16 protein-coding genes are annotated in these 20,128 nt (G+C 61.5%); 10 read left to right on the forward strand and 6 right to left on the reverse strand.

Annotated elements, in window-relative coordinates; all coding sequences use genetic code 11:
- Window positions 1-203 precede the first annotated feature (203 nt).
- The 10 genes from eat to IF199_RS26590 all read left to right on the forward strand — a co-directional run bounded on the left by eat (window position 204) and on the right by IF199_RS26590 (window position 9,943).
- Entirely contained in the window at window positions 204-1,574 is a 1,371-nt protein-coding gene (gene eat / locus IF199_RS26545) for an ethanolamine permease (RefSeq protein ID WP_096820772.1), read from the forward strand.
- An 80-nt stretch (window positions 1,575-1,654) separates the two neighbouring features.
- Window positions 1,655-3,049, forward strand: coding sequence for an ethanolamine ammonia-lyase subunit EutB (locus IF199_RS26550; RefSeq protein WP_192559084.1), 1,395 nt, complete (start codon window positions 1,655-1,657; stop codon window positions 3,047-3,049).
- Window positions 3,046-3,879 carry an ethanolamine ammonia-lyase subunit EutC gene (gene eutC, locus IF199_RS26555; RefSeq protein WP_371858315.1) on the forward strand — a complete coding sequence of 278 codons (834 nt, stop codon included), beginning with the start codon at window positions 3,046-3,048 and terminating at the stop codon, window positions 3,877-3,879. Before IF199_RS26550 ends, eutC begins: the two co-directional genes overlap by 4 nt.
- Before the next feature lie 115 nt (window positions 3,880-3,994).
- On the forward strand, window positions 3,995-4,456 hold the full coding sequence (locus IF199_RS26560; protein WP_096820770.1) for a GNAT family N-acetyltransferase: 462 nt from the start codon (window positions 3,995-3,997) through the stop codon (window positions 4,454-4,456).
- A 238-nt stretch (window positions 4,457-4,694) separates the two neighbouring features.
- On the forward strand, window positions 4,695-5,345 hold the full coding sequence (locus IF199_RS26565; protein ID WP_096820769.1) for a DedA family protein: 651 nt from the start codon (window positions 4,695-4,697) through the stop codon (window positions 5,343-5,345).
- Between the two features lie 4 nt (window positions 5,346-5,349).
- Entirely contained in the window at window positions 5,350-6,162 is an 813-nt protein-coding gene (locus tag IF199_RS26570; RefSeq protein WP_192559085.1) for a M90 family metallopeptidase, read from the forward strand.
- Between the two features lie 112 nt (window positions 6,163-6,274).
- The gene (gene ppa / locus IF199_RS26575; protein WP_007990564.1) at window positions 6,275-6,802 is read left to right on the forward strand and encodes an inorganic diphosphatase; all 528 of its coding nucleotides are present in this window, start codon (window positions 6,275-6,277) and stop codon (window positions 6,800-6,802) included.
- Window positions 6,803-7,023: 221 nt separating this feature from the next.
- A complete protein-coding gene (locus IF199_RS26580) occupies window positions 7,024-7,761 on the forward strand; it encodes a S24 family peptidase (RefSeq protein ID WP_192559086.1) in 738 nt (245 codons plus the stop codon).
- Between the two features lie 453 nt (window positions 7,762-8,214).
- Complete coding sequence (locus IF199_RS26585) at window positions 8,215-8,646, forward strand: hypothetical protein (RefSeq protein WP_244142417.1); 432 nt, start codon at window positions 8,215-8,217, stop codon at window positions 8,644-8,646.
- Window positions 8,647-8,767: 121 nt separating this feature from the next.
- Entirely contained in the window at window positions 8,768-9,943 is a 1,176-nt protein-coding gene (locus tag IF199_RS26590; RefSeq protein WP_192559087.1) for a GGDEF domain-containing protein, read from the forward strand.
- On the opposite strand, the gene IF199_RS26595 is transcribed toward IF199_RS26590, so the two are convergent.
- From IF199_RS26595 to IF199_RS26620, 6 genes are read right to left on the reverse strand one after another with little or no spacing between them, the layout of a single operon-like run.
- The gene (locus IF199_RS26595) at window positions 9,930-10,742 is read right to left on the reverse strand and encodes a YfaP family protein (RefSeq protein WP_192559088.1); all 813 of its coding nucleotides are present in this window, start codon (window positions 10,740-10,742) and stop codon (window positions 9,930-9,932) included. The genes IF199_RS26590 and IF199_RS26595 overlap by 14 nt on opposite strands.
- A 3-nt stretch (window positions 10,743-10,745) precedes the next feature.
- On the reverse strand, window positions 10,746-12,365 hold the full coding sequence (locus IF199_RS26600) for a DUF2300 domain-containing protein (RefSeq protein ID WP_192559089.1): 1,620 nt from the start codon (window positions 12,363-12,365) through the stop codon (window positions 10,746-10,748).
- Between the two features lies 1 nt (window position 12,366).
- Window positions 12,367-16,932, reverse strand: coding sequence for an alpha-2-macroglobulin family protein (locus tag IF199_RS26605; RefSeq protein ID WP_192559090.1), 4,566 nt, complete (start codon window positions 16,930-16,932; stop codon window positions 12,367-12,369).
- Window positions 16,929-17,594: a DUF1175 domain-containing protein gene (locus IF199_RS26610; protein WP_192559091.1), complete on the reverse strand. Its 666-nt coding sequence runs from the start codon at window positions 17,592-17,594 to the stop codon at window positions 16,929-16,931. The genes IF199_RS26605 and IF199_RS26610 overlap by 4 nt, the downstream gene beginning before the upstream one ends.
- A complete protein-coding gene (locus IF199_RS26615; protein ID WP_096820762.1) occupies window positions 17,564-19,276 on the reverse strand; it encodes a DUF2138 domain-containing protein in 1,713 nt (570 codons plus the stop codon). The genes IF199_RS26610 and IF199_RS26615 overlap by 31 nt, the downstream gene beginning before the upstream one ends.
- Window positions 19,277-19,311: 35 nt before the next feature.
- A complete protein-coding gene (locus IF199_RS26620; protein ID WP_096820761.1) occupies window positions 19,312-20,103 on the reverse strand; it encodes a YfaP family protein in 792 nt (263 codons plus the stop codon).
- Window positions 20,104-20,128: the final 25 nt, after the last annotated feature.

Here is a 20,128-nt window from a genome sequence, read left to right on the forward strand (position 1 = left end):
AAACCGAGGGCGGTGCCGAGATTTCGGTACCGCCCTTTTCATCCCGATGACTACTCCCTGGCCTGGCCGCTCTGGCACGGGCCTTGCGTACCCGTCATTCAGGATTTGCGTGAACACTGCCGCTGCGTGAACAGCGCCCACCCACTCAACCGCTGCACCCGAAAGTCCAACAGATCGAACAATAAAAAAGACAGAGAGGACTTATGACTTCCACCACACAACTCAAACCCACACTCGGCACCCTGCATCTCTGGGGCATTGCCGTCGGCCTGGTGATTTCCGGCGAATACTTCGGCTGGAGTTACGGCTGGGGCACGGCGGGAACCCTGGGTTTCCTGGTCACGGCCCTGATGGTCGCGACCATGTACACCTGCTTCATCTTCAGTTTCACCGAACTGACCACCGCGATTCCCCACGCGGGCGGGCCGTTCGCCTACAGCCGCCGAGCCTTTGGTGAGAAAGGCGGATTGATCGCCGGGATCGCCACGCTGATCGAGTTCGTGTTCGCCCCGCCGGCCATCGCCATGGCCATCGGTGCCTATCTCAATGTGCAATATCCGGAACTTGATCCGAAAGTCGCGGCGGTCGGCGCGTATTTCGTGTTCATGACCCTGAACATCCTCGGCGTCAGCATCGCCGCGACCTTCGAACTGGTGGTCACCGTGCTCGCCGTCGCCGAACTGCTGGTGTTCATGGGCGTCGTTGCACCGGGCTTCAGTTTCAGCAACTTCGTGCTGAACGGCTGGTCGGGCGCCAACGAATTCACGATGGGCTCGATTCCCGGCATTTTCGCCGCCATTCCCTTCGCGATCTGGTTTTTCCTCGCCATCGAAGGCGCAGCCATGGCGGCCGAGGAAGCCAAGGACCCGAAACGCACGATTCCCAAGGCTTACGTCAGCGGCATCCTGACCTTGGTGTTTCTGGCCATTGGTGTAATGGTGATGGCGGGCGGCGTCGGCGACTGGCGCCAGCTGTCGAACATCAACGACCCGTTGCCTCAAGCGATGAAAGCGGTGGTCGGCAACAATTCGACGTGGATGCACATGCTGGTCTGGATCGGCCTGTTCGGGCTGGTGGCGAGTTTCCACGGGATCATCCTCGGTTACTCGCGGCAGTTCTTCGCCCTCGCCCGGGCCGGTTATCTGCCGAAAAGCCTGGCCAAACTCTCGCGTTTCCAGACGCCGCACCGGGCGATTCTGGCCGGCGGTGTGATCGGCATCGCGGCAATCTACAGCGACGGACTGGTCAATCTGCAAGGCATGACCCTGACGGCAGCGATGATCACCATGTCGGTGTTCGGCGCCATCGTGATGTACATCATCAGCATGCTCAGCCTGTTCAAACTGCGCAAAACCGAGCCGAACCTGGAACGCACCTTCCGCGCGCCGGGTTATCCGGTGGTGCCGGCCATCGCGCTGTTCCTGGCGGTGGTGTGCCTGGTGGCGATGGCCTGGTTCAACACGCTGATCGGTTGTGTATTCCTCGGGTTCATGGCCGCCGGTTACCTGTACTTCCAGCTGACCGCCAAGCAACGCTCCGAAGCACCGGCAGACGCTATGCTCGAAGGTATCTAAACGCTAACTGAGCTGCACCGGCATCGGGCCTCGGGCTCGGTGCCCGCACTAAAAGCATTCATTCAGGAGGAACGCGCCCCATGGCCGCATTTGCCCATACCGTCGGCGCCCAGACCTATCGCTTCGACAGCCTCAAGGACGTGATGGCCAAGGCCAGCCCGGCTCGGTCGGGGGATTTCCTGGCTGGCGTCGCTGCGCTCAACGATGGCGAGCGAGTCGCCGCGCAAATGGCGCTGGCCGACATCCCGCTGACACATTTCCTGCAGGAAGCACTGATTCCCTACGAAGCCGATGAAGTCACCCGACTGATCATCGACAGCCATGACAAGCAGGCCTTTGCGGTCGTCAGCCATCTCACCGTTGGCGGCTTTCGCGACTGGCTGCTGAGCGAAGCGGCCGACGAGTCCAGCCTGCGTGCCCTGGCCCCTGGCCTCACGCCGGAAATGGTCGCCGCTGTGTCGAAGATCATGCGCGTGCAGGATCTGGTGCTGGTGGCGCAGAAGATCCGCGTCGTCACGAAATTTCGCGGCACCCTCGGCCTGCGTGGACGGTTATCCACAAGGCTGCAACCCAATCACCCGACCGACGAACCGTCCGGCATCGCGGCGAGCATTCTCGACGGTCTGTTGTACGGCAACGGCGATGCGATGATCGGCATCAACCCGGCCACCGACAGCATCGCCTCGATCTGCGCGATGCTGGAAATGCTCGACGCGATCATCCAGCGCTACGACATTCCAACTCAGGCCTGCGTCCTGACCCACGTCACCACGTCTATAGAGGCGATCAACCGTGGGGTGCCGCTGGATCTGGTGTTCCAGTCGATTGCCGGCACCGAAACGGCCAATGCCAGTTTCGGCATCAACCTGAATATCTTGCAGGAAGGCTATGACGCCGGGCTGAGCCTCAATCGCGGCACGCTGGGGCAGAACCTGATGTATTTCGAAACCGGCCAGGGCAGCGCGCTGTCGGCCAATGCCCACCACGGCGTCGATCAACAGACCTGCGAGACCCGGGCCTACGCCGTGGCGCGACATTTCAAACCGTTTCTGGTGAACACCGTCGTAGGATTCATCGGCCCGGAGTACCTCTACAACGGCAAGCAGATCATCCGCGCCGGCCTCGAAGACCACTTCTGCGGCAAGCTGCTCGGCGTGCCGATGGGCTGCGACATCTGCTACACCAACCACGCCGAGGCCGACCAGGACGACATGGACACCCTGCTGACCCTGCTGGGCGTGGCGGGGATCAATTTCATCATGGGCATCCCCGGCTCCGACGACATCATGCTCAACTACCAGACCACTTCGTTCCACGACGCCCTCTACGCGCGTCAGACCCTGGGCCTGAAACCGGCGCCGGAGTTCGAGCAGTGGCTGGCGAACATGGGCATCTTCACCCAGGCGGACGGCAAAGTCCGCTTTGGCAACAACCTGCCGCCGGCCTTCCGCCAGGCGTTGGCGCAACTGGGATGAGTCAGATGGAAAAACCGCCCGTCGATCCACAGAACCCCTGGCTTGAGCTGCGCCGCCTGACCCCGGCGCGGATCGCTCTCGGCCGCACCGGCACCAGCCTGCCGACCCGCGCGCAGCTGGATTTCCAGTTCGCCCACGCTCAGGCCCGTGATGCGGTGCATTTACCCTTCGACCATGCAGGGCTCAGTGCCCAACTGACGGAGCGTCAGCGTGACAGCCTGCTGCTGCACAGCGCGGCTGCGGATCGCAACAGCTACCTGCAACGCCCGGATCTGGGGCGCAAGTTGAGCGATCAATCGGCGCAAGCCCTGCGTGAATACGCCCTGGCGCATCCGGGCGGCGTGGACCTGGTGATCGTCGTGGCCGACGGCCTCTCGGCGCTGGCGGTGCATCGGCACACCCTGCCCTTTCTCACCCGTCTGGAAGAACAGATGACCGCCGACGAATGGTCGACCGCGCCGGTAGTGCTGGTAGAGCAAGGCCGAGTGGCGGTTGGCGATGAAATCGGCCAATTGCTGGGCGCAAAAATGGTCGTGATGCTGATCGGAGAGCGCCCCGGCCTCAGCTCGCCGGACAGCCTCGGTTTATATTTCACCTACAATCCAAAGGTCGGCCTCACGGATGCCTACCGCAATTGCATCTCCAATGTGCGGCTGGAGGGACTCAGCTACGGCATGGCGGCCCATCGCTTGCTGTATCTGATGCGTGAAGCCTGTCGGCGACAACTGTCGGGCGTCAATCTGAAGGACGAAGCGCAGGTTCAGACGCTGGAATCGGAAGCCGGTGCAGATATGAAGAGTAATTTCCTACTCGATCCGCCCCCAGCCTGAACCGTTTCCGCATTGCGTTTCTGCGCCGGTTTCAGGCAGGATCGATGCACGGCCGCACGGGTTTCCCATCGCCGTCAGAGCAGTTGAAGACAGCCACTTGAAGACGAGACCTATCATGCGGATTATTCAAGCGACCCTCGAGCACCTGGACCTGCTGGCCCCGCTGTTCGTCAAATATCGCGAGTTCTACGGTTCCCTGCCCTATCCGGACTCGTCCCGGGCATTCCTTGAAAAACGCCTGCGGCGCAAGGAATCGGTGATTTACCTGGCCCTGGCCGATGACGACGACAAGAAGCTCATGGGGTTCTGTCAGCTCTACCCGAGCTTTTCCTCGCTGTCGCTCAAGCGTGTGTGGATCCTCAACGACATCTACGTCGCCGAAGACGCCCGCCGCCAGCTGGTCGCCGACAACCTGATCCGCACCGCGAAGAGAATGGCCAAGGAAACCCAGGCCGTGCGTATGCGCGTATCCACCAGCAGCAACAACGAAGTGGCGCAGAAAACCTACGAATCCATCGGATTCAAGGAAGACACCGAGTTCAAGAACTACGTGCTGCCGATCAGCGACGAACTCTGATTTTTTCTAACATTGCGCAAGCCGGCCATCGTGGCGAAGGAGCAAACCTCCTCGCCACCAAGGCTGGCGCCTCGTTCCACCCTCGAAACGCCCCGCTACAAAACCAACGCGCTTTTCACCTATCAGCTCGTATAATCCTGAGCTTTCCGGCTTGTAAGAAAAACTACACCCGCTTGTAGGCTTACACCGAATCATCCGCACAGGCCTGCCGAGTCGGGCCGTCACCACAGGTGCCCACATGGATTTCAACCCGATCGACCTCATCCTGCATCTCGACGTCTATCTCGACATGCTGGTGAACAACTATGGGACCTGGATCTACGCCATCCTGTTTCTGGTGATCTTTTGCGAGACCGGCCTGGTGGTCATGCCATTCCTGCCGGGTGATTCGCTGCTGTTCATCGCTGGCGCCGTCGCCGCAGGTGGCGGCATGGACCCGGTGCTACTGGGCGGCCTGCTGATGCTGGCGGCGATCCTCGGTGATAGCACCAACTACGTGATCGGACGAACGGCCGGCGAAAAACTGTTCAGCAATCCGAACTCGAAGATCTTCCGCCGCGACTATCTGCAACAGACCCACGATTTCTACGACAAGCACGGCGGCAAGACCGTGACCCTGGCGCGCTTCCTGCCGATCATCCGCACCTTTGCGCCGTTCGTCGCCGGTGTCGCAAAAATGCCTTATGCGCGCTTCTTCGGTTTCAGCGTGTTCGGCACCGTCCTGTGGGTCGGTGGTCTGGTGACATTGGGCTACTTCTTCGGCAACGTACCGTTCATCAAGAAAAACCTGTCGCTGCTGGTCGTCGGCATCATCCTGCTGTCGCTGGTACCGATGATCATTGGCGTGGTTCGCAGTCGTTTCGGCGGCGCCAAAGCCCAATCGAACTAAGTCGATGTGGTCGCTGAGCGCCTGGCGACGCCGGCGCATCCTGGCAAAGCACCCGATTGCCGATGATATGTGGCAGCGGGTGCGCCACCACCTGACCTTTCTCGACGGCATCAGCGCCGAGGAGGATCAGTGGCTGCGCGAAACCAGCGTCCTGTTCCTTGAAGACAAACACCTGACCGCCCTGCCCGGCGTCGAGCTGCATCAGGAACAACGCCTGCTGCTCGCCGTCCAGGCACAATTGCCACTTTTGCATCTGGGCGATCTGAACTGGTATCAGGGTTTTCACGAAATCGTCCTCTACCCCGACGACTTCCTCAGCCCCCAGCGCCATCGCGATGCCAGTGGTGTGGAGCATGAATGGGACGGCGAACACAGCGGTGAAGCCTGGCAGCAAGGGCCGATCATCCTCGCCTGGCCCGGGGTGATGGCCAGTGGTGGCTGGGAAGGCTACAACCTGGTGATCCACGAACTGGCGCACAAACTCGACATGCTCAATGGCGACGCCAACGGCCTGCCGCCGCTGCATGCCGACATGCGAGTCAGCGACTGGGCCCAGGTGATGCAAGCGGCCTACGACGATCTCAACCGCCAGCTCGACCGCCATCCCGACGCCGAAACCGTCATCGACCCGTATGCCGCCGAGAACCCGGCCGAGTTCTTCGCCGTCACCAGCGAGTACTTTTTCAGCGCCCCGGATCTGCTGCACGAGGCTTATCCACAGGTGTATGCGCAGTTGCAGCTTTTCTACCGACAGGATCCGCTGGCACGACTGAAGCAACTTCAGGCCACGGACCCGGTCTATCAGGCACACGAGTAAGGCCTGGACGACCTTCGGTGCATGGCATCGCGGGTGGAATATGCCTATAATCGCCGCCACTTTTTGGTCAATCCGGCCAAGTGTTTTGGTCTACTAACGGGGGCAACGCCCAATGAGCTACAGCAAGATTCCGGCTGGCAAAGACCTGCCGAACGACATCTACGTCGCGATCGAGATCCCGGCCAACCACGCGCCGATCAAATACGAAATCGACAAAGACAGCGATTGCCTGTTCGTTGACCGTTTCATGGCCACCCCGATGTTCTACCCGGCCAACTACGGTTACATCCCGAACACCCTGGCTGACGACGGTGATCCCCTGGACGTGCTGGTCGTAACCCCTTACCCGGTTGCTCCAGGTTCGGTGATCCGCGCTCGTCCAGTCGGCATCCTGAACATGACCGACGACGGCGGCGGCGATGCCAAAGTCATCGCAGTCCCACACGACAAGCTGTCCCAGCTGTACGTGGACGTGAAGGAATACACCGACCTGCCAGCCCTGCTGATCCAGCAGATCGAGCACTTCTTCGCGAACTACAAAGATCTCGAAAAAGGCAAATGGGTGAAAATCGAAGGCTGGGCCGGTGCAGACGCCGCCCGCGAAGCGATCACCAAGTCGGTTGCTGCCTACAAAGGCTAAGCCTCGCGACCTGCGACACGCTTGAAGAAAACCCCGGTTGATCCGGGGTTTTTTGTGCCTGACTGGCAGGGGCTTAAACAGCTTGTTTATGGCTGCCTACAGAAAAGTTTTAGTGTGTGTAATTTCCCACAAGTACGTCTTACATCCCGTCGCAAAATTTGCCGCGATTTTGAACGCCAGGTTTATTCAAACCGCTCTAGGCCGGCCGTAGACTCGTGTTTATGAGAAAGAACACTAGCGGTCCAAGATTCAAGGCACTCCTGGAAGCTGCGAATATCACCACCACGGGATTCGCAAAGTTCTGGGGCACGGAAGCCCAAAACGTTCATAACTGGTACACCCGGGGCGTACCCGCGTACCGCATGGAAGAAGTCGCGCGCCTGCTGTCCGTCAACAGCCAATGGCTGAAAACCGGTGAAGGCCCGAAAGAAGCGCCGCATCTGTACACCGCCGGCGACACACTGGATGCCCAGGCGATTCAGGGCGTCTATACGGTGCCCGAATCCACCGACATCGAACTGCCGCTCTACAAGGAAGCCCCGACGGCCCCTGGCTCCGACAAAACCCATGTCATCAAGGACCCGGAGCAAACCATCCGCCTGCCCCGCAGCCACCTCGAAACACTGGAAATCCGCCACACCGACGCCATCTGCACGCACATGATCGGCAACAGCATGGCCGAGAAGATCGAAGACGGCTCCACCCTCGCCATCGACCGCGGCCTCACCCAGGTGGTGGACGGCGAAATCTACGCCATCGAACACGACGGCATGCTGCGCATCAAATACCTGCACCGTATGCCCGGCAACGCCCTGCGTCTGCGCAGCCACAACAGCGCCGAATACCCGGACGAGATCTTCCGGGCAGCGCAGATCGAGGAGCAGAGGATTCATGTATTGGGGTGGGTGTTCTGGTGGTCGACGCTGGGCAAACGGCGGCCGGTGGTGCCGTTTCTCTGAAGCGAGAGCCATCCTGCTGGCGATGAGGCCCGGATAGTCGGTACAAATCCCGGATTTTCTCCAGTTTGATCGCTCTAAACCGCACTTCAAGCTGGGAATCAGAAGCAAAACTCAGTATCCTGCGCCCCACATTCGCGCATCGACCCGCCAAGCGGCCCAGATGACGCCTGACGCGGCAGACCACTGTCTGACCAAGTCCCACAGCCGGACGCAAGATCCGGGTGTACGTTTTGAAGGCTGGCGCGGTTTACCAAAAATAAACCAAGCCAGTCCCCGAGAAGCCGGCCACAAGCCGGCTTTTTAATGCCTGCTGAAAAGCCGGTCGGGTGTCGGTTTACAGACAGAGCGCTGTGCAAGGGCGCCTGCACAACTCATCGCACAACAGAGCCCCGTCTGCTGGAAGCAACGGCAACTCTGATTGCTCAAGTCACCCCACAAGGACGTTCATTATTGATGCCCCAATCCATTGGTTCTCACGTGAAATCAACTGGCCTGGCAGCCGCCTTGTGCCTTTGTCTTTCAGGATGCGTTGGAGCAATCGTATCGCTCCCGGAAAAGACAACCGTCAAGACAGACGCTTACAAAGCACAAAGCTATCGGTCAATCACACCGCATATCAGCAGAACGGTCACGTCGACGCCTACACGGGAATGGTGCGGGATAACCGTTTGGGCACTGATCATTCCGGTGCCATTGAAACTACCGGTGTGCACATCGTATTTCGAGCAGTCCTTCGGCAACGACGAATTCGGAAACGAAGCCGTTCTGCTCGACTCGCAACAAACGGTGCCATCCCCTTTCTACGCCTGCGGCCCATTCATGATGTTGGGACCGATCGTCCATGGTTACCAAGGCAATGCGCTTTGCGGTGTTTTTCCGAAATGATGGCGGATCTGTAACTGCCCCCCAACACTTGCCAACCCCAACCCCCACAGTGCTAAATCCCGCGCGACAACACCCTTCACCGGCCGGATTTCGGTATTGAACCCCACGGGGAACCCAAGGAATGGCGCTCCACATCCCGACTCTGCTGGTCGTCTCGGTCTTCGTTTTCTTGTTAATGGGCCTGTTGACCCTGCACGCCTGGTATCGCGAAACCCGTGAGCGGCCGCTGGCGTATCTGGGCTGCATGATGTTGCTGGCCGCGCTGGGCATGCTGTTGGTCAGTTGGCGGGGTAAAGGGGTCGATTTCATTCCGATCGTGATCGGCAATGTGATACTGCTGCTCAGTGCCGGGCTGAACTGGACGGCCATGCGGGTGTTTGTCGGTCGGGCGCCGTCAGTGCCGGGGATCGTGGGCGGTGCAATCATCTGGTTGACCCTGTGTCTGATCCCCGCGTTCTACAACGCGATGCCGGCCCGCGTTGTTGCGTATTCGCTGCTCGCGTTCGGCTATGGGCTGCTGACGGCAATGGAGCTCTGGCGCAGCCGCAAAAGTCTGGACGTTGCCTACACGCCCGCGCTGCTCCTGACGTTGTGGCACACCGCGTTCTACGGCATCAGAAGCCTGATCGATGAGGGTTTGCCGCTGGATCAATCGCGATCCGGCGTCGGCGATGGCGCGCACTTTTTCTCTTTCATGCTGTTCGAGTCGATGCTCTATGTGATCGGCATCGCCTACATGACGCTGGCGATGGTGAAGGAGCGCGCCGAACGGAAATTCAAGGCGGCTGCGCTGACCGATCCGTTGACGGGGATTGGCAATCGCCGGGCCTTTTTGCAGCAGGCCGAACAACTGCTGACCCTGGGCAAGCGCCGGACGGAAACGGCTGCATTGCTGCTCTGCGATCTCGATCACTTCAAGCGTCTTAACGATACCTTTGGCCATCCGGCCGGTGATCAGGCATTGATCGCCTTCAGTCGAGTGATGAGCAATCAGTTGCGTAAGGGTGACGCGTTTGGGCGTATCGGTGGCGAAGAGTTCGCCTGTCTGCTGACAGGCGCCGATGAACAGGTTGCCGTGCAAGTCGCCGAGCGGATTCGTGAGGCGTTTTCCGAACTGACGATTCTGGGAGCCGGCGTCCTCAGCGTCAGCATCGGCGTCGTGACGACACGGGAGTCGGGTTACGAACTGTCACGCCTGCTCTCGGAAGCCGACGAAGCGCTGTACGGCGCCAAGGATCGGGGACGCAACCGCGTGCAGACCTTGCGCAAACTGTACCTGAGCCTCACGGATAGCTGAACGACTTCACCAGCGTCAACTCTCCCACCGCCCGCATCGGCACGATGAAAGTCTCCATCTTCTCGCTCGGCGTCCCTTCCTCGGTAATCACCGTCACCTGCGCCGTGGTCAGCGGCTGCACCGCCTCCTCCCCGCCCTCGTCATCACCGCGATAACCACCGCCGAAGTAGTTCACATACACCAGATACTGCCCCTTGATCGGCGCCGGCATGGCGAAGATTTCCGGGCCGTAGCCAGTGGTCACGTCAACGTCCAATGCAGCGCCGTTGGGAGCGACGCGGTTGCCGTACCAGATGTGCGCGCCGTCCGGTGTGACCAGGTGCAAGTCGAGGTCGGTGCCGTCGCTGTCCCAGGACAGCAGCACGCGCAGTTTGGCCGGGGTGGCGCCGCCGCTGACGTTGAGGAATTGCGTGCGGTGGCGTTGCTGGCCGTCGGGGCTGCGGACTTCGACGCTGTTGCTGCCGTTGGGGAACGAGAACGGGCGGTCAAAGCGGCCGCTGTCGTCGATTTTCAGCGGCATGCTGACGCCGTTGACGATCAGCCGGCCGGGCTCTTTGTTTTTCGGTGTGGCTTTGATTTCGCCGCTGATGCGTGCGGTGTTGGCCTGACCGACCGGGGTGTTCACCGAGGAGGCCGGGTAGTTGACGGTCTGGCGGAAGCTTTCGCCTTCGCCCTCGGGTGCGCCGCTGCGCCAGCCGCCGATCGGGGTGTCGAGTTTGACGCTGTCGGCGGCCATCGCCATCGGCAATGCATTGAGCGCGCAGAGCAACAGCAAGACCTGTGGATAACGGAGTGTCATGGTCTATTCCAGCAAAAGGTGACGGGCGAGCCCTTCGATATAGGTTTCATCCTGGCCGTTGGGGTGTGCTTCAAAGGCCAGGTGCAGGTATTCGTGAGTCAGGTCGAGGCGATCCTGCAAAGTCAGCACGCCACGCACGTAGATGCGCTGACGTTCGCGGTCGACGAAGGGTCGCCCGAACGCGAGCTTGCAGACGGCGAAAGTGCTGACTTCGTTGTAGCCGGTTTCGCTTTCCAGCCTCGGACGCCAGCCGCGCCGCTGTTTTTGCAGCCAGTCTTGCGCAGCGGACAACGCTTCGCAGGACGCCACCGGGTTGTCCCAACGGCTGAGGCTCGCGCGGGGATAGGCGTGCAGCAGAATCGCGTCGTAGCGCTGGCCGGCATTGGCTTGTTCGACGGCTTGCTGCCAGGCAAGTTTGTCGGGGCCAGGTTGATCGGAGTGATAGGTGACGGTGCTGCCGGCCAACACCAGATCTGCCGTCCACGCCGCAATGCTGCGCGACTCGGCGGAGGCTGGACGCGGTGCGACCCGTTGGCGGGTGCTGCTGTCATCGATGCTCAGGCATTCGCCGTTGCGCGTGGCGTTTTGCAGCAGATACGTGCGGATTGCCACGGCCAATGCTTTGGCGGCTTCGGCGGGTTCGGGTTTGGCTTCACGCTCCAGCACACGGGCGACGTACTCTTCACGATCGAGCCGAGCAACAAGCTTGTCGTTGAGCAGAAACAGTTCGCCGTCGCTGTGGATATCCAGCGCATTGCCATTGGCGAATTCGACGCGGTAATCACCCTGCAATGGGCCTGAGCCAGCAACGCGCTCACCCGACAGAACCCGCGAAACCGGATAACGCGAGAACAGTCCGACCTCAACGCAACGCCCCGCTTCTGCCGGCCAGGAAGAAGGCAACACCGTCGCCAACGCCGGGCCGTAATGCCGCAGAACCATCTGACTGGTGCCACGGCCACCGGCCCAGATCGGCGTGCCATCCGCCGTCCAGCCGGCGAATCCGCCCTGGCGTGACTTAGAGTCCTGATCGCCGAGCCAGCTCCAGGTTTTCACCCGCAAGCGGCCGCCCAGTTCACCGACGACATTGCCGTCCGCCGCGTTCAGCACCACGTCGAGCAGCACACGGCGCATCTGATCCTGAGCCGGCAACAAAGACAAAACCTTCAGCAAGTCAGCCACGGAAACCCGAGTAGTCGGTTGCACCGATGGCAGGTCCAGCAACCACGACGGCGCCTGTCGCGCCTGCCAATAGGTTTTCCAATCGCCAGCGGTTATGCCCAACCGCGCCGGCTCGAAATACAGCCCGCAGGATTTCACCAGCGCCTGATCACGTTCGATCTTGCCGCCCGCGGTGCAGCAATAGACTTCTTCCTTCGACTGCCCGCGGCATTCATACGCCGGTTCTTGCGCGCCGGTATCCACCAGCCACGCGTAAACGAACATCTTCCACAGACTGCCCAGCGGCGTATCCAGAGACGAAGGCAGCGGCTCGCGAGCGGTCAGTTGCGTGGTGTTCAGCGACAGCAACTCGCCCTTGTAGGCCATGCGCAACGGTTCATCCTGCGCCGTCGCCAGCGCAGGAATCACACACATCAGCAGCCACAGCAGCGGCCGTGGCATGTCAGTTGACCGTGACCTGACCGAGGGCGGCTTTCGCTTCCTGGGCCTGATGCTGCGGCGCGTAGACCTGAGTGAAGCGCACCGGCGGCAGATTGAACTGGCCTTTCTGCGAGAACCGCACCAGATGCCGCAGACGCAATTCACCGCTCAGCGCATCCACCGGCACCGCGTAGGCCAGTTGGCCCGGTTCGAAACGTGCTTTCTCCAGCGCGGTCGGCTCGGTGCCGTCCTTGCCCTGCAACTTGATGCCCCAGGTCGTGCGCTCGACATCCGCGCCCGGCGGCAGCGGCACTTCGAGCATGCCGTAGCGCAGCGGTTTCGGTGCCTTGCTGGTGAGGATCACTTCGTCCAGATACAGGCTGTCGCTGGACAGTGGTTTAGTACCGACCGGCTCCAGTTTGAAGGTAAAGGCTTCGTCACCCGGCACCAGACGCGACAGACGACGAGTGATGGTCACCGCCATCGGATCAACCGCCGGTTGCTGGGTCTGGAAGCTCAGCGCGGCACGCAACGGACGCTCCTGAGTACCCGACACCGTCAACACGCTCGGCACCGGCGCAGCACCTTGCCACGTCCAGAACATCTCGCCGGTCGCGCCGTAGTTTTTCTTCCAGCCTTCACCCGGTGCCAGCGCGATGGTCGGCGACGCCTGAGCGATGCTGCGTTGCAGCCAGGTCAGCGCCAGCGCGCGTTCGAGGGTCGATTGCTGCGGCAACAGGCGTTGCAGCAGCGCGTTCGCACGAGCCTGATCGAACGGTTGCAGCGACAGGTTCAATGCTTCGACAAACGGTTGAGAGCTGACGGCCAACCGCTGCTGCGCAGCGCCCAGTTGACGATTGAACGCATCCGGCAAAGCGACTTTCGACTGGGTCGCCAGCGATGCGGTCAGGACCCGCGCCGCCGCCAGACCGAGCGCCGAATCCGGATCGCTCATCACCAGACTGTCTTCGCCGTCGTCCATCAGGTTCGCGGCATTGCCTTCACCGGCCTTGGCCAGATCCTCCATCAAACCGCTGAGCAGCGTGTTGACCGGCAGGTGCATCTGTTTGGCGAACGACAGGATCAGCGCCCGTTGCAGCAACGGCGTATTCGGCGCCTGCTTGGCGTAGACCTCCAGTACCCGCTGCCAGTGTTCCGGCGGCAAGGTCAGCTCCAGCACCTGACTGGCGTTCCAGTCGGCGTAATAGGCGTAAGCGGTTAGAAACGCATCCGGCTCACCGTCGAAGCCCCACCAGGTGAAGCTCGCCGACGGCCCGGCCATTTGCACCAGACGCAGACGGCTGTTCTGCATGATCAGACGCAAGCGATCGCGGACCTGCGGGCTCGACGCCAGCGACGGATAAGCGATGCTCAGCGGCAGCAAGCGACTGGCGGTCTGTTCGACGCCGCCGTACGGATAGCTCAGCAGATCGTCGAGGGCCGAACGGAACAGCGCTTGCGGACTGTCATCCAGACGCAGGCGAATGTCGGTGGCGTCCGCCGGTAGAGTCAACGGCGTGTCGCCGCTGGCCACGTCGAGGCTCTGAGTCTGCGTCACTTGCCAGCCTTCACCGGTCGCGGTGAGGCGTACAGCGAGGGCGTCGGCGGTCTTGCCGTCCTGCACCAGCTCGGCTGTCCACTCGCCGGTAGCCAATGCAAACGCCGGCAGCGGCAGGTAGTTGATACCGTTGTTGAGGGTCACCGGCAGGCGCTGTTCGGCGCCGGCGTAGTGCGTCACCAGTTCAGCCTTGACCGGTTTCTCGGCCTGGCTGAAGGCGAACACGCCGAGTTGCGGCTGATCGCCCTTGCGGAATTTGCTCGGCCCGCTCCACTTCAGGTACAGCGGTTTTTCCGAGCGGACGAACTGCTTCTTCTGCCCGACCTGACCGTCGTCGGCGATCGCCCGCGCGGTGATGCGCCAGCGGGTCAGCGAGTCCGGCATCTTGAAGGTGAAACGGGTCTTGCCGTCGGCATCGGTCAGCAACTCTGGCTGCCACGCGGCGGTGTCGACGTCTTCGCGACGCGGCCGCTCCAGCACTTTCACCCCGCGTTCGCTGCGGTTGGCCTTGCCCGGTGCGCCGGGGCTGCCCGGCAATGCCACGTCGTAACTGATGAACGACAGGCTGGCGCTGGTACGCACGTTGTTGCGGCGCGGGTGATAGAAGAACTGGTCGATAGTCGGCGCGACTTCCGGTTGCAACGCGTAGACCATTTCATCCACGACGCTGACCGTCAGGTGCGCCGGCACTGCCTTGCCGGCGAACTGCGTGGTCAGGTCGACCGTCACGGTATCGCCCGGCTGATAAGTCTCTTTGTCAGTTTTGATCGCCACGTCGATCTGCGGCGCGACGACCTTGATCCCGGCGTTCTGGAAGCTGTACTGACCGCCCTTGGTGTAGAGCACGGAGAACGTCAGGTTCGGCGCGAAGTTGTCCTTCACCGGGATGCGTGCGCGGTATTGGGTGTCGCTGAGTTTTTCCAGTTTCAGCCAGTCGCCGCCCTTGGCCAGCAGCGCGGTGGCTTCGACCTTGTCGCGCTCCAGCGACAGCAGCGCATCGCTCACCGGCTCCGGGAACGTGATCAGCGCCAGTGCTTCGTCGCCGGCCTTGTACTCGGGTTTGTCGAGGACGATTTCCACGGTGCCCGGCACCGCCTTGACGCCGTCGCCGGTGACCGAATGACCGGTGCCACCGAGCACCCGGCCGAACTGATCCTTCAGCGACAGGTTGTAGGTCCCCGGACGATCAAACGTCACGCTGAAGCCTTTGTCTTTCGCCGCCAGTTTGCCTTCGCCGGTGGTCTGGTCTTCCAGACGCACCCAACTGTAGCTGCTCGGCACAACGGCCTGAGCCTGCACGCTGCCACCCTCGTTGGCGTAGCTGAATGCAACCTTGTCGCCCACCGCGCTGAAACGCTGCGGCGCAGTCAGGCGGAAGCTGGCGGCGCCACGGTCGATGAGGATTTCCTTGGTGGTCTTGACCCGGTACGCCGCGCCATCGCTGGCGAACACGGTGAGCATGTAGCGGCTCGGTTTGTCAGCGGCTGGCAGGTCGAGGGTCGCGTTGCCTTTGCTGTCGGTGGTCAGTTCGGTGCTGGTCAGCTCCACCGGGAATTGCCCGAGGTATTGCAGCTCGTTGTCGACCATCGACAGTTGCTGGGCGCGCAGGCTCAGGGTCAATTTGGCGTTGGCCACTGGTTTACCGTCCGGGTACAGCAGCACCAGGCTGCCCTTCACCGGTTCGCCGGTGCGGTAATCCTGCTTGGCCAGATTCAGCGAGATTTCGAAGTGCGGCTTGATGTACTCCGCCACACGGAACGCGCTGCTGTAGGCCTGATCCTTGTAGTTGAAACGCAGCTCATAACCACCGGCCACCGCGTTGTCCGGCAACTGGAAACGGCCCTGGGTGCCGGCCTTCGAATCGAGTTTCAGGTCGAGCCGCTGCAACTCGGTACCGGTCGCATCGAGCACGCTGACGTTGACGTCCGCCGCGCCCGGCAACACCGAGTCCCGCGCGTTCTTGAATTCGCGGCCGACGATTTTCAGCGACACCCAATCGCCCGGGCGATACAGCGGCCGGTCGGTGAAGGCGTAGAGTTTGGTGTCGTAGATTTCGCTGTCGTAATAGAAGTTTTCCGAGACGAACACGCCGCCCTCTTCGTCCTCGCCAATGACGAACGAACGCTCCGGGCTGACGTGTTTCAGGCGCAGCAAACCATCGGTGTCGGTGGCGCCGCTGCTCATCACGCCGAGGCCGTCGGTCCACAGCACATTGACCTTCGGCACCGAGTTGCCTTCGTGTTTGCGCGCGGCCCACACCAGCAACTCATCACCGGCAATCTTGCTCACCGCCACGGTGTTGGAAACGAACACCATGGTGGTCGCGCGGTACTTGCCGATCAGCGCTTCAACCAGGTACAGGCCCGGTTTCAGGTTGCCCAGCGGGATGTAGACGTTGCCCGGCGCGACGCTGACGAACTCGCTGGAAGAACCGGCCAGATTCACGCCTTCCGGCGGCTGGATCGGCTTGGCCTGCCACAGCGGATAACGGAACTGGCTGACCACCGGCAGACCCGGAATCAAGGCGAACTGCGGTTGCGCGTCGTACGGCGTCGGCGCGGCGATGGCGTTGCCCATCTTCAGCTCCGGCACTTCCTCGGTGACTTGCTGACGCGATTCGTAGGAGAACGCACGCTGCATCACCCGACGGGATTTGCGGTACCAGTTGTCCCACAGGTACGCGAGGGTATTCGACAGGCCTTCGCCCTTGAACTGGCCGTCGCTGACCACGCGGTGCAGGTTCTTCTGGCGCTTGAGGAAGTCCAGCGGCTTGTCGATCTTGTACACGCGAATGTCGGCGCCGCCGTACGGTTCCATGCGGAAACGACGGTAGTCACGGCCCGGCGCTTCGAGGCGCACAACCGCCTGTTCGTCGCTGGCGAAACTGCTGTCGGCCAGCAGGAAGAAGCTTTCACCGGAGACCGGCGTGTAGCCGCTTGGCTCGACGGAGTCTTCGGCATTCACTGCCGAAAACGGCAGGACTAACAGCAACAGAAAAGGCAGTAAACGCAGCATGCGGGCACCGGTCATTGGGAGAGGAAGTTCAGTCGATAGACGCCGATGAAGTTGGGGTTGGCTGCGTCGGGTATCCATCGGGTGTCCTTCCATGTCGTGAGTTGCTGCAGGCTTGCCGAACGCATGCCGTTGTCAGTGGGGGTGGTCGTGCCGGTGTGATAGGCGATGTAACGGCCCATCCAGATCATCAGGTGCTGGTCGTCGCCCTGATCGAAAAACATCAGATCGCCGGGCCGTGCCTGAGACACGTCGCGGCCGATCAGATGGCTGTTGAACTGAATCAGTTTGATCGCGTTGACGTAGGGCCCGACCTTGCCGCCGCCCTGTTGCCATTGCTGGGCAAACTTGCGTTGCTCGTCGCTCAACGCCAGCTCCGGCGGCAGGTAGCGGTTGGACACGCCATTGCTGCGCAGCCATTTGTCGTCATGGACTTTCAGCGCTTCGTTGGCGGCGAAACGCACCAGCCCGGCGCAGTCCTGCTGATACCAGCGCGGGCTCGGGCCTTTGCTCAACTGTTCCTGAGCGATGCGCACGAACCAGGCACGAAAGACCTGGGACTGCGCAGGATCGAGCGCCGGCGCTTCAACCGCTCGGGCACCCGCGCTCAGTAACAGCGCGAGCAAGCCGAGGCTGCGGATCAATCCAGTCACAGCGCTTTCCACTCCAGCGGCAGCCATTGCCAGTGACCGTCGGGCTCACTGCCTTCCGGCAACGTCAGGGCGTATTTGCCGTAACCGCCGAGGGTGCGCAGTTTCGGGATCAGGTAGGTTTGCGCGGCGTTGTAGAACACCGGCTCCATGTCCTGCGGCAGGCTGTCGAGGGTTTCCTGCTGCATCAGTTGCGCCATCGAGTCCGGACCAAAGTAGATCGGCATCAGCACGTCTTTGGGCAGCACATCGGCCATCGGCGGGAAGCGTTTGTCGAGGGTGCCGAGGGCCTTGTCGACCAGTTTGTCGTCGAGGGAAAACAGCAGCGTCGAACCGTGGCGTGCCAGGCTGACTTTCATGAAAGCCTTGCCGGTGATCGCGTCCGGGTTCTCGGCATCCTTGGCCGCGTAAGGGCCGAAGTTGGAGCTGACCTGACGCTGCCAGAGGTGGCTCTGACCTTCCTGTTTTTCCACCACCGGGAACGCGTGCTCATCGACGTTGCCTTCATAGGCACCGACCATCGAATCGAACAACGTGCCGATATCGCCGTCGAGCTTGCCGCTGTCCTCGTCCTTCAGACTGGCCACCAGCAACGGCGTGTACAGCCGCGAATCGGCATACCAGCACAGGCCCGCCGCGCCGGCCACGTGTTCGGTAAGTGTCTGCGCCACCGCTTCTTCGGCGCCGAGTTTCACCAGCAACGGTTTCTGCGGCTCGGCAGCTACCGGCAAGGTCACGCAGGCACTGGCACCCAGCGGCATGGCTTGCCAGACCGGTTTGAAATCGAAGTCCGGCTGGTTCTCCAGTTCATCCATGGCGAGGAAGCTGTGCCAGCCCTTGTCGTCCATGTCGAAACGCAGGCCGGCGAAGTTCGGGATGAAGCGCTGGTAACCCATGGCGAGGACGCTGGAATTGACCGACAGACGCTGTTTGGTTTCAGGTGTTTTAGCTGGCAGCCCGAACGCTTCGGGGAACAGTTTTTCGCCATTGAGCAGCGCCGCCAGCGCTTGTGGCGAAACATGGCCAGACTCTTCAGAGGCGCCACTTTCAGGGTCGTAGAATTTGGTCGGGTTGGAAAGCACCACCAGTTTGTCGCCACGGGAAGCGAACAACAGTGATTTGCTGGCGTTGTAGGTCAGTTGATACAGCGGCACCTCGTCACTGCCGACTTTCAGGGTGCTCAACACGCTCAGTTGCGAATCATCCAGCGCGACTTTCGCCAGCGGCTCCAGCAGCTTGGCCAGTCCGCCGCGATCCATCACCAACAGGAAATCCTTCAGACGACCATCGGCGCCACGCCACAACGCCACGTCTGCCGGTTGATCGAAGAGTTGCTCAATGAGGCTGTCCTGCAGCTTCAGGTCATGCTCGTAAATGATCCGCCGCAGACTGCCGATCAGCCCGAGGCGATCAGCATGAGTCTCGTAATAGAAGACGAAATCCTCGGTGAGCGTGGCCTTGAGGAACGGTACTGTCAGCAGGTCCTTGGGCAACTGGCTCAGGGAGCGGGTTTCCAGCAGCGCGTCCGGGCGGCTCAGGCCGAGCTTGTCGCTGGCCAGCGCAGCCGCAGGCAGCTTGGGCTTGTGCATCAGCCAGCCGAGCCCGCCCGCCACGCCGGCCACCAGGCACAGCCCGACCACCAGCAACGGCCAGCGCCGGGAGGGTTTGCCGGCAGGCGTTACGGCGGCCGGTGTAGCAGTGTTATCGCTCATCTTTCCAGAACCCGAGTTCATCCGTGGCGGGATGCTTAATAGTTGAAAGTCTTGACCAGCAGCAGATCACCGATGGCCCGCAGGGGCACGATGAACGTTTCGCGTTTTTCGTCGACGGTGTTTTCGTTGAGCACCAGCGTGATCTGCGAGGTGATGACCTCGTTCTGGTTGCTGGTCTCCTCGAAGTTATAGCCGCCGTCGCCAAAGTTGCCCCAATAGTTGACGTAAACCAGATAGGTGCCATGCAGCGGCGCAGTCATGGTGAACATTTCCGGGCCGGGGCCGTCGACACCGTCCGGGTCCAGACCGCCGCCGTTGGTCAACGCCGTGTGGGCGAAAAACGCATGCTGGCCGTCAGGCGTAATGATGTGCAGATCGAGTTCGGCCTTGGGATCATCCCAGCCGAGCACCACGCGAATCCGCGCCGGTGTGCGCAGGTTGTTCGCTTCGTAGAACTGCACGCGCTTGAGCGACTGGCCTTCGGCGCTGCGCACTTCGACGCTGTTGGAGCCTGCGCCAAATGCATAAGGCCGGGCGAAACGCCCATCGTCGTCGGTGTACAGATTCAGCGGATTGCCGTTGACCGCCAGGGTGTGCGGCCCGCGCTGGTTGCCGATGGCCTTGAGCTGGCCCTGGATCATCGTGCGATTGCGCTGGATGCCGCGATCGATCGGCGGCGTGGGATAGGCGACTTGCGGGTTTTCACTGCGGTCGAGCAAACCGTTATAGCGCCAGCCGCCCACCGGTTCCGACAGATCAGCGCTCGGCGCCGCCCATAAAGCGGGGGCGCAGGCCAACCCGACCAGCAGCAAAAGAAATGAACGCATGTGATGCCTCCTGCCATGCCTGAAC

It is taken from the genome of Pseudomonas allokribbensis (genome assembly GCF_014863605.1).
Classification (GTDB): domain Bacteria; phylum Pseudomonadota; class Gammaproteobacteria; order Pseudomonadales; family Pseudomonadaceae; genus Aquipseudomonas; species Aquipseudomonas allokribbensis.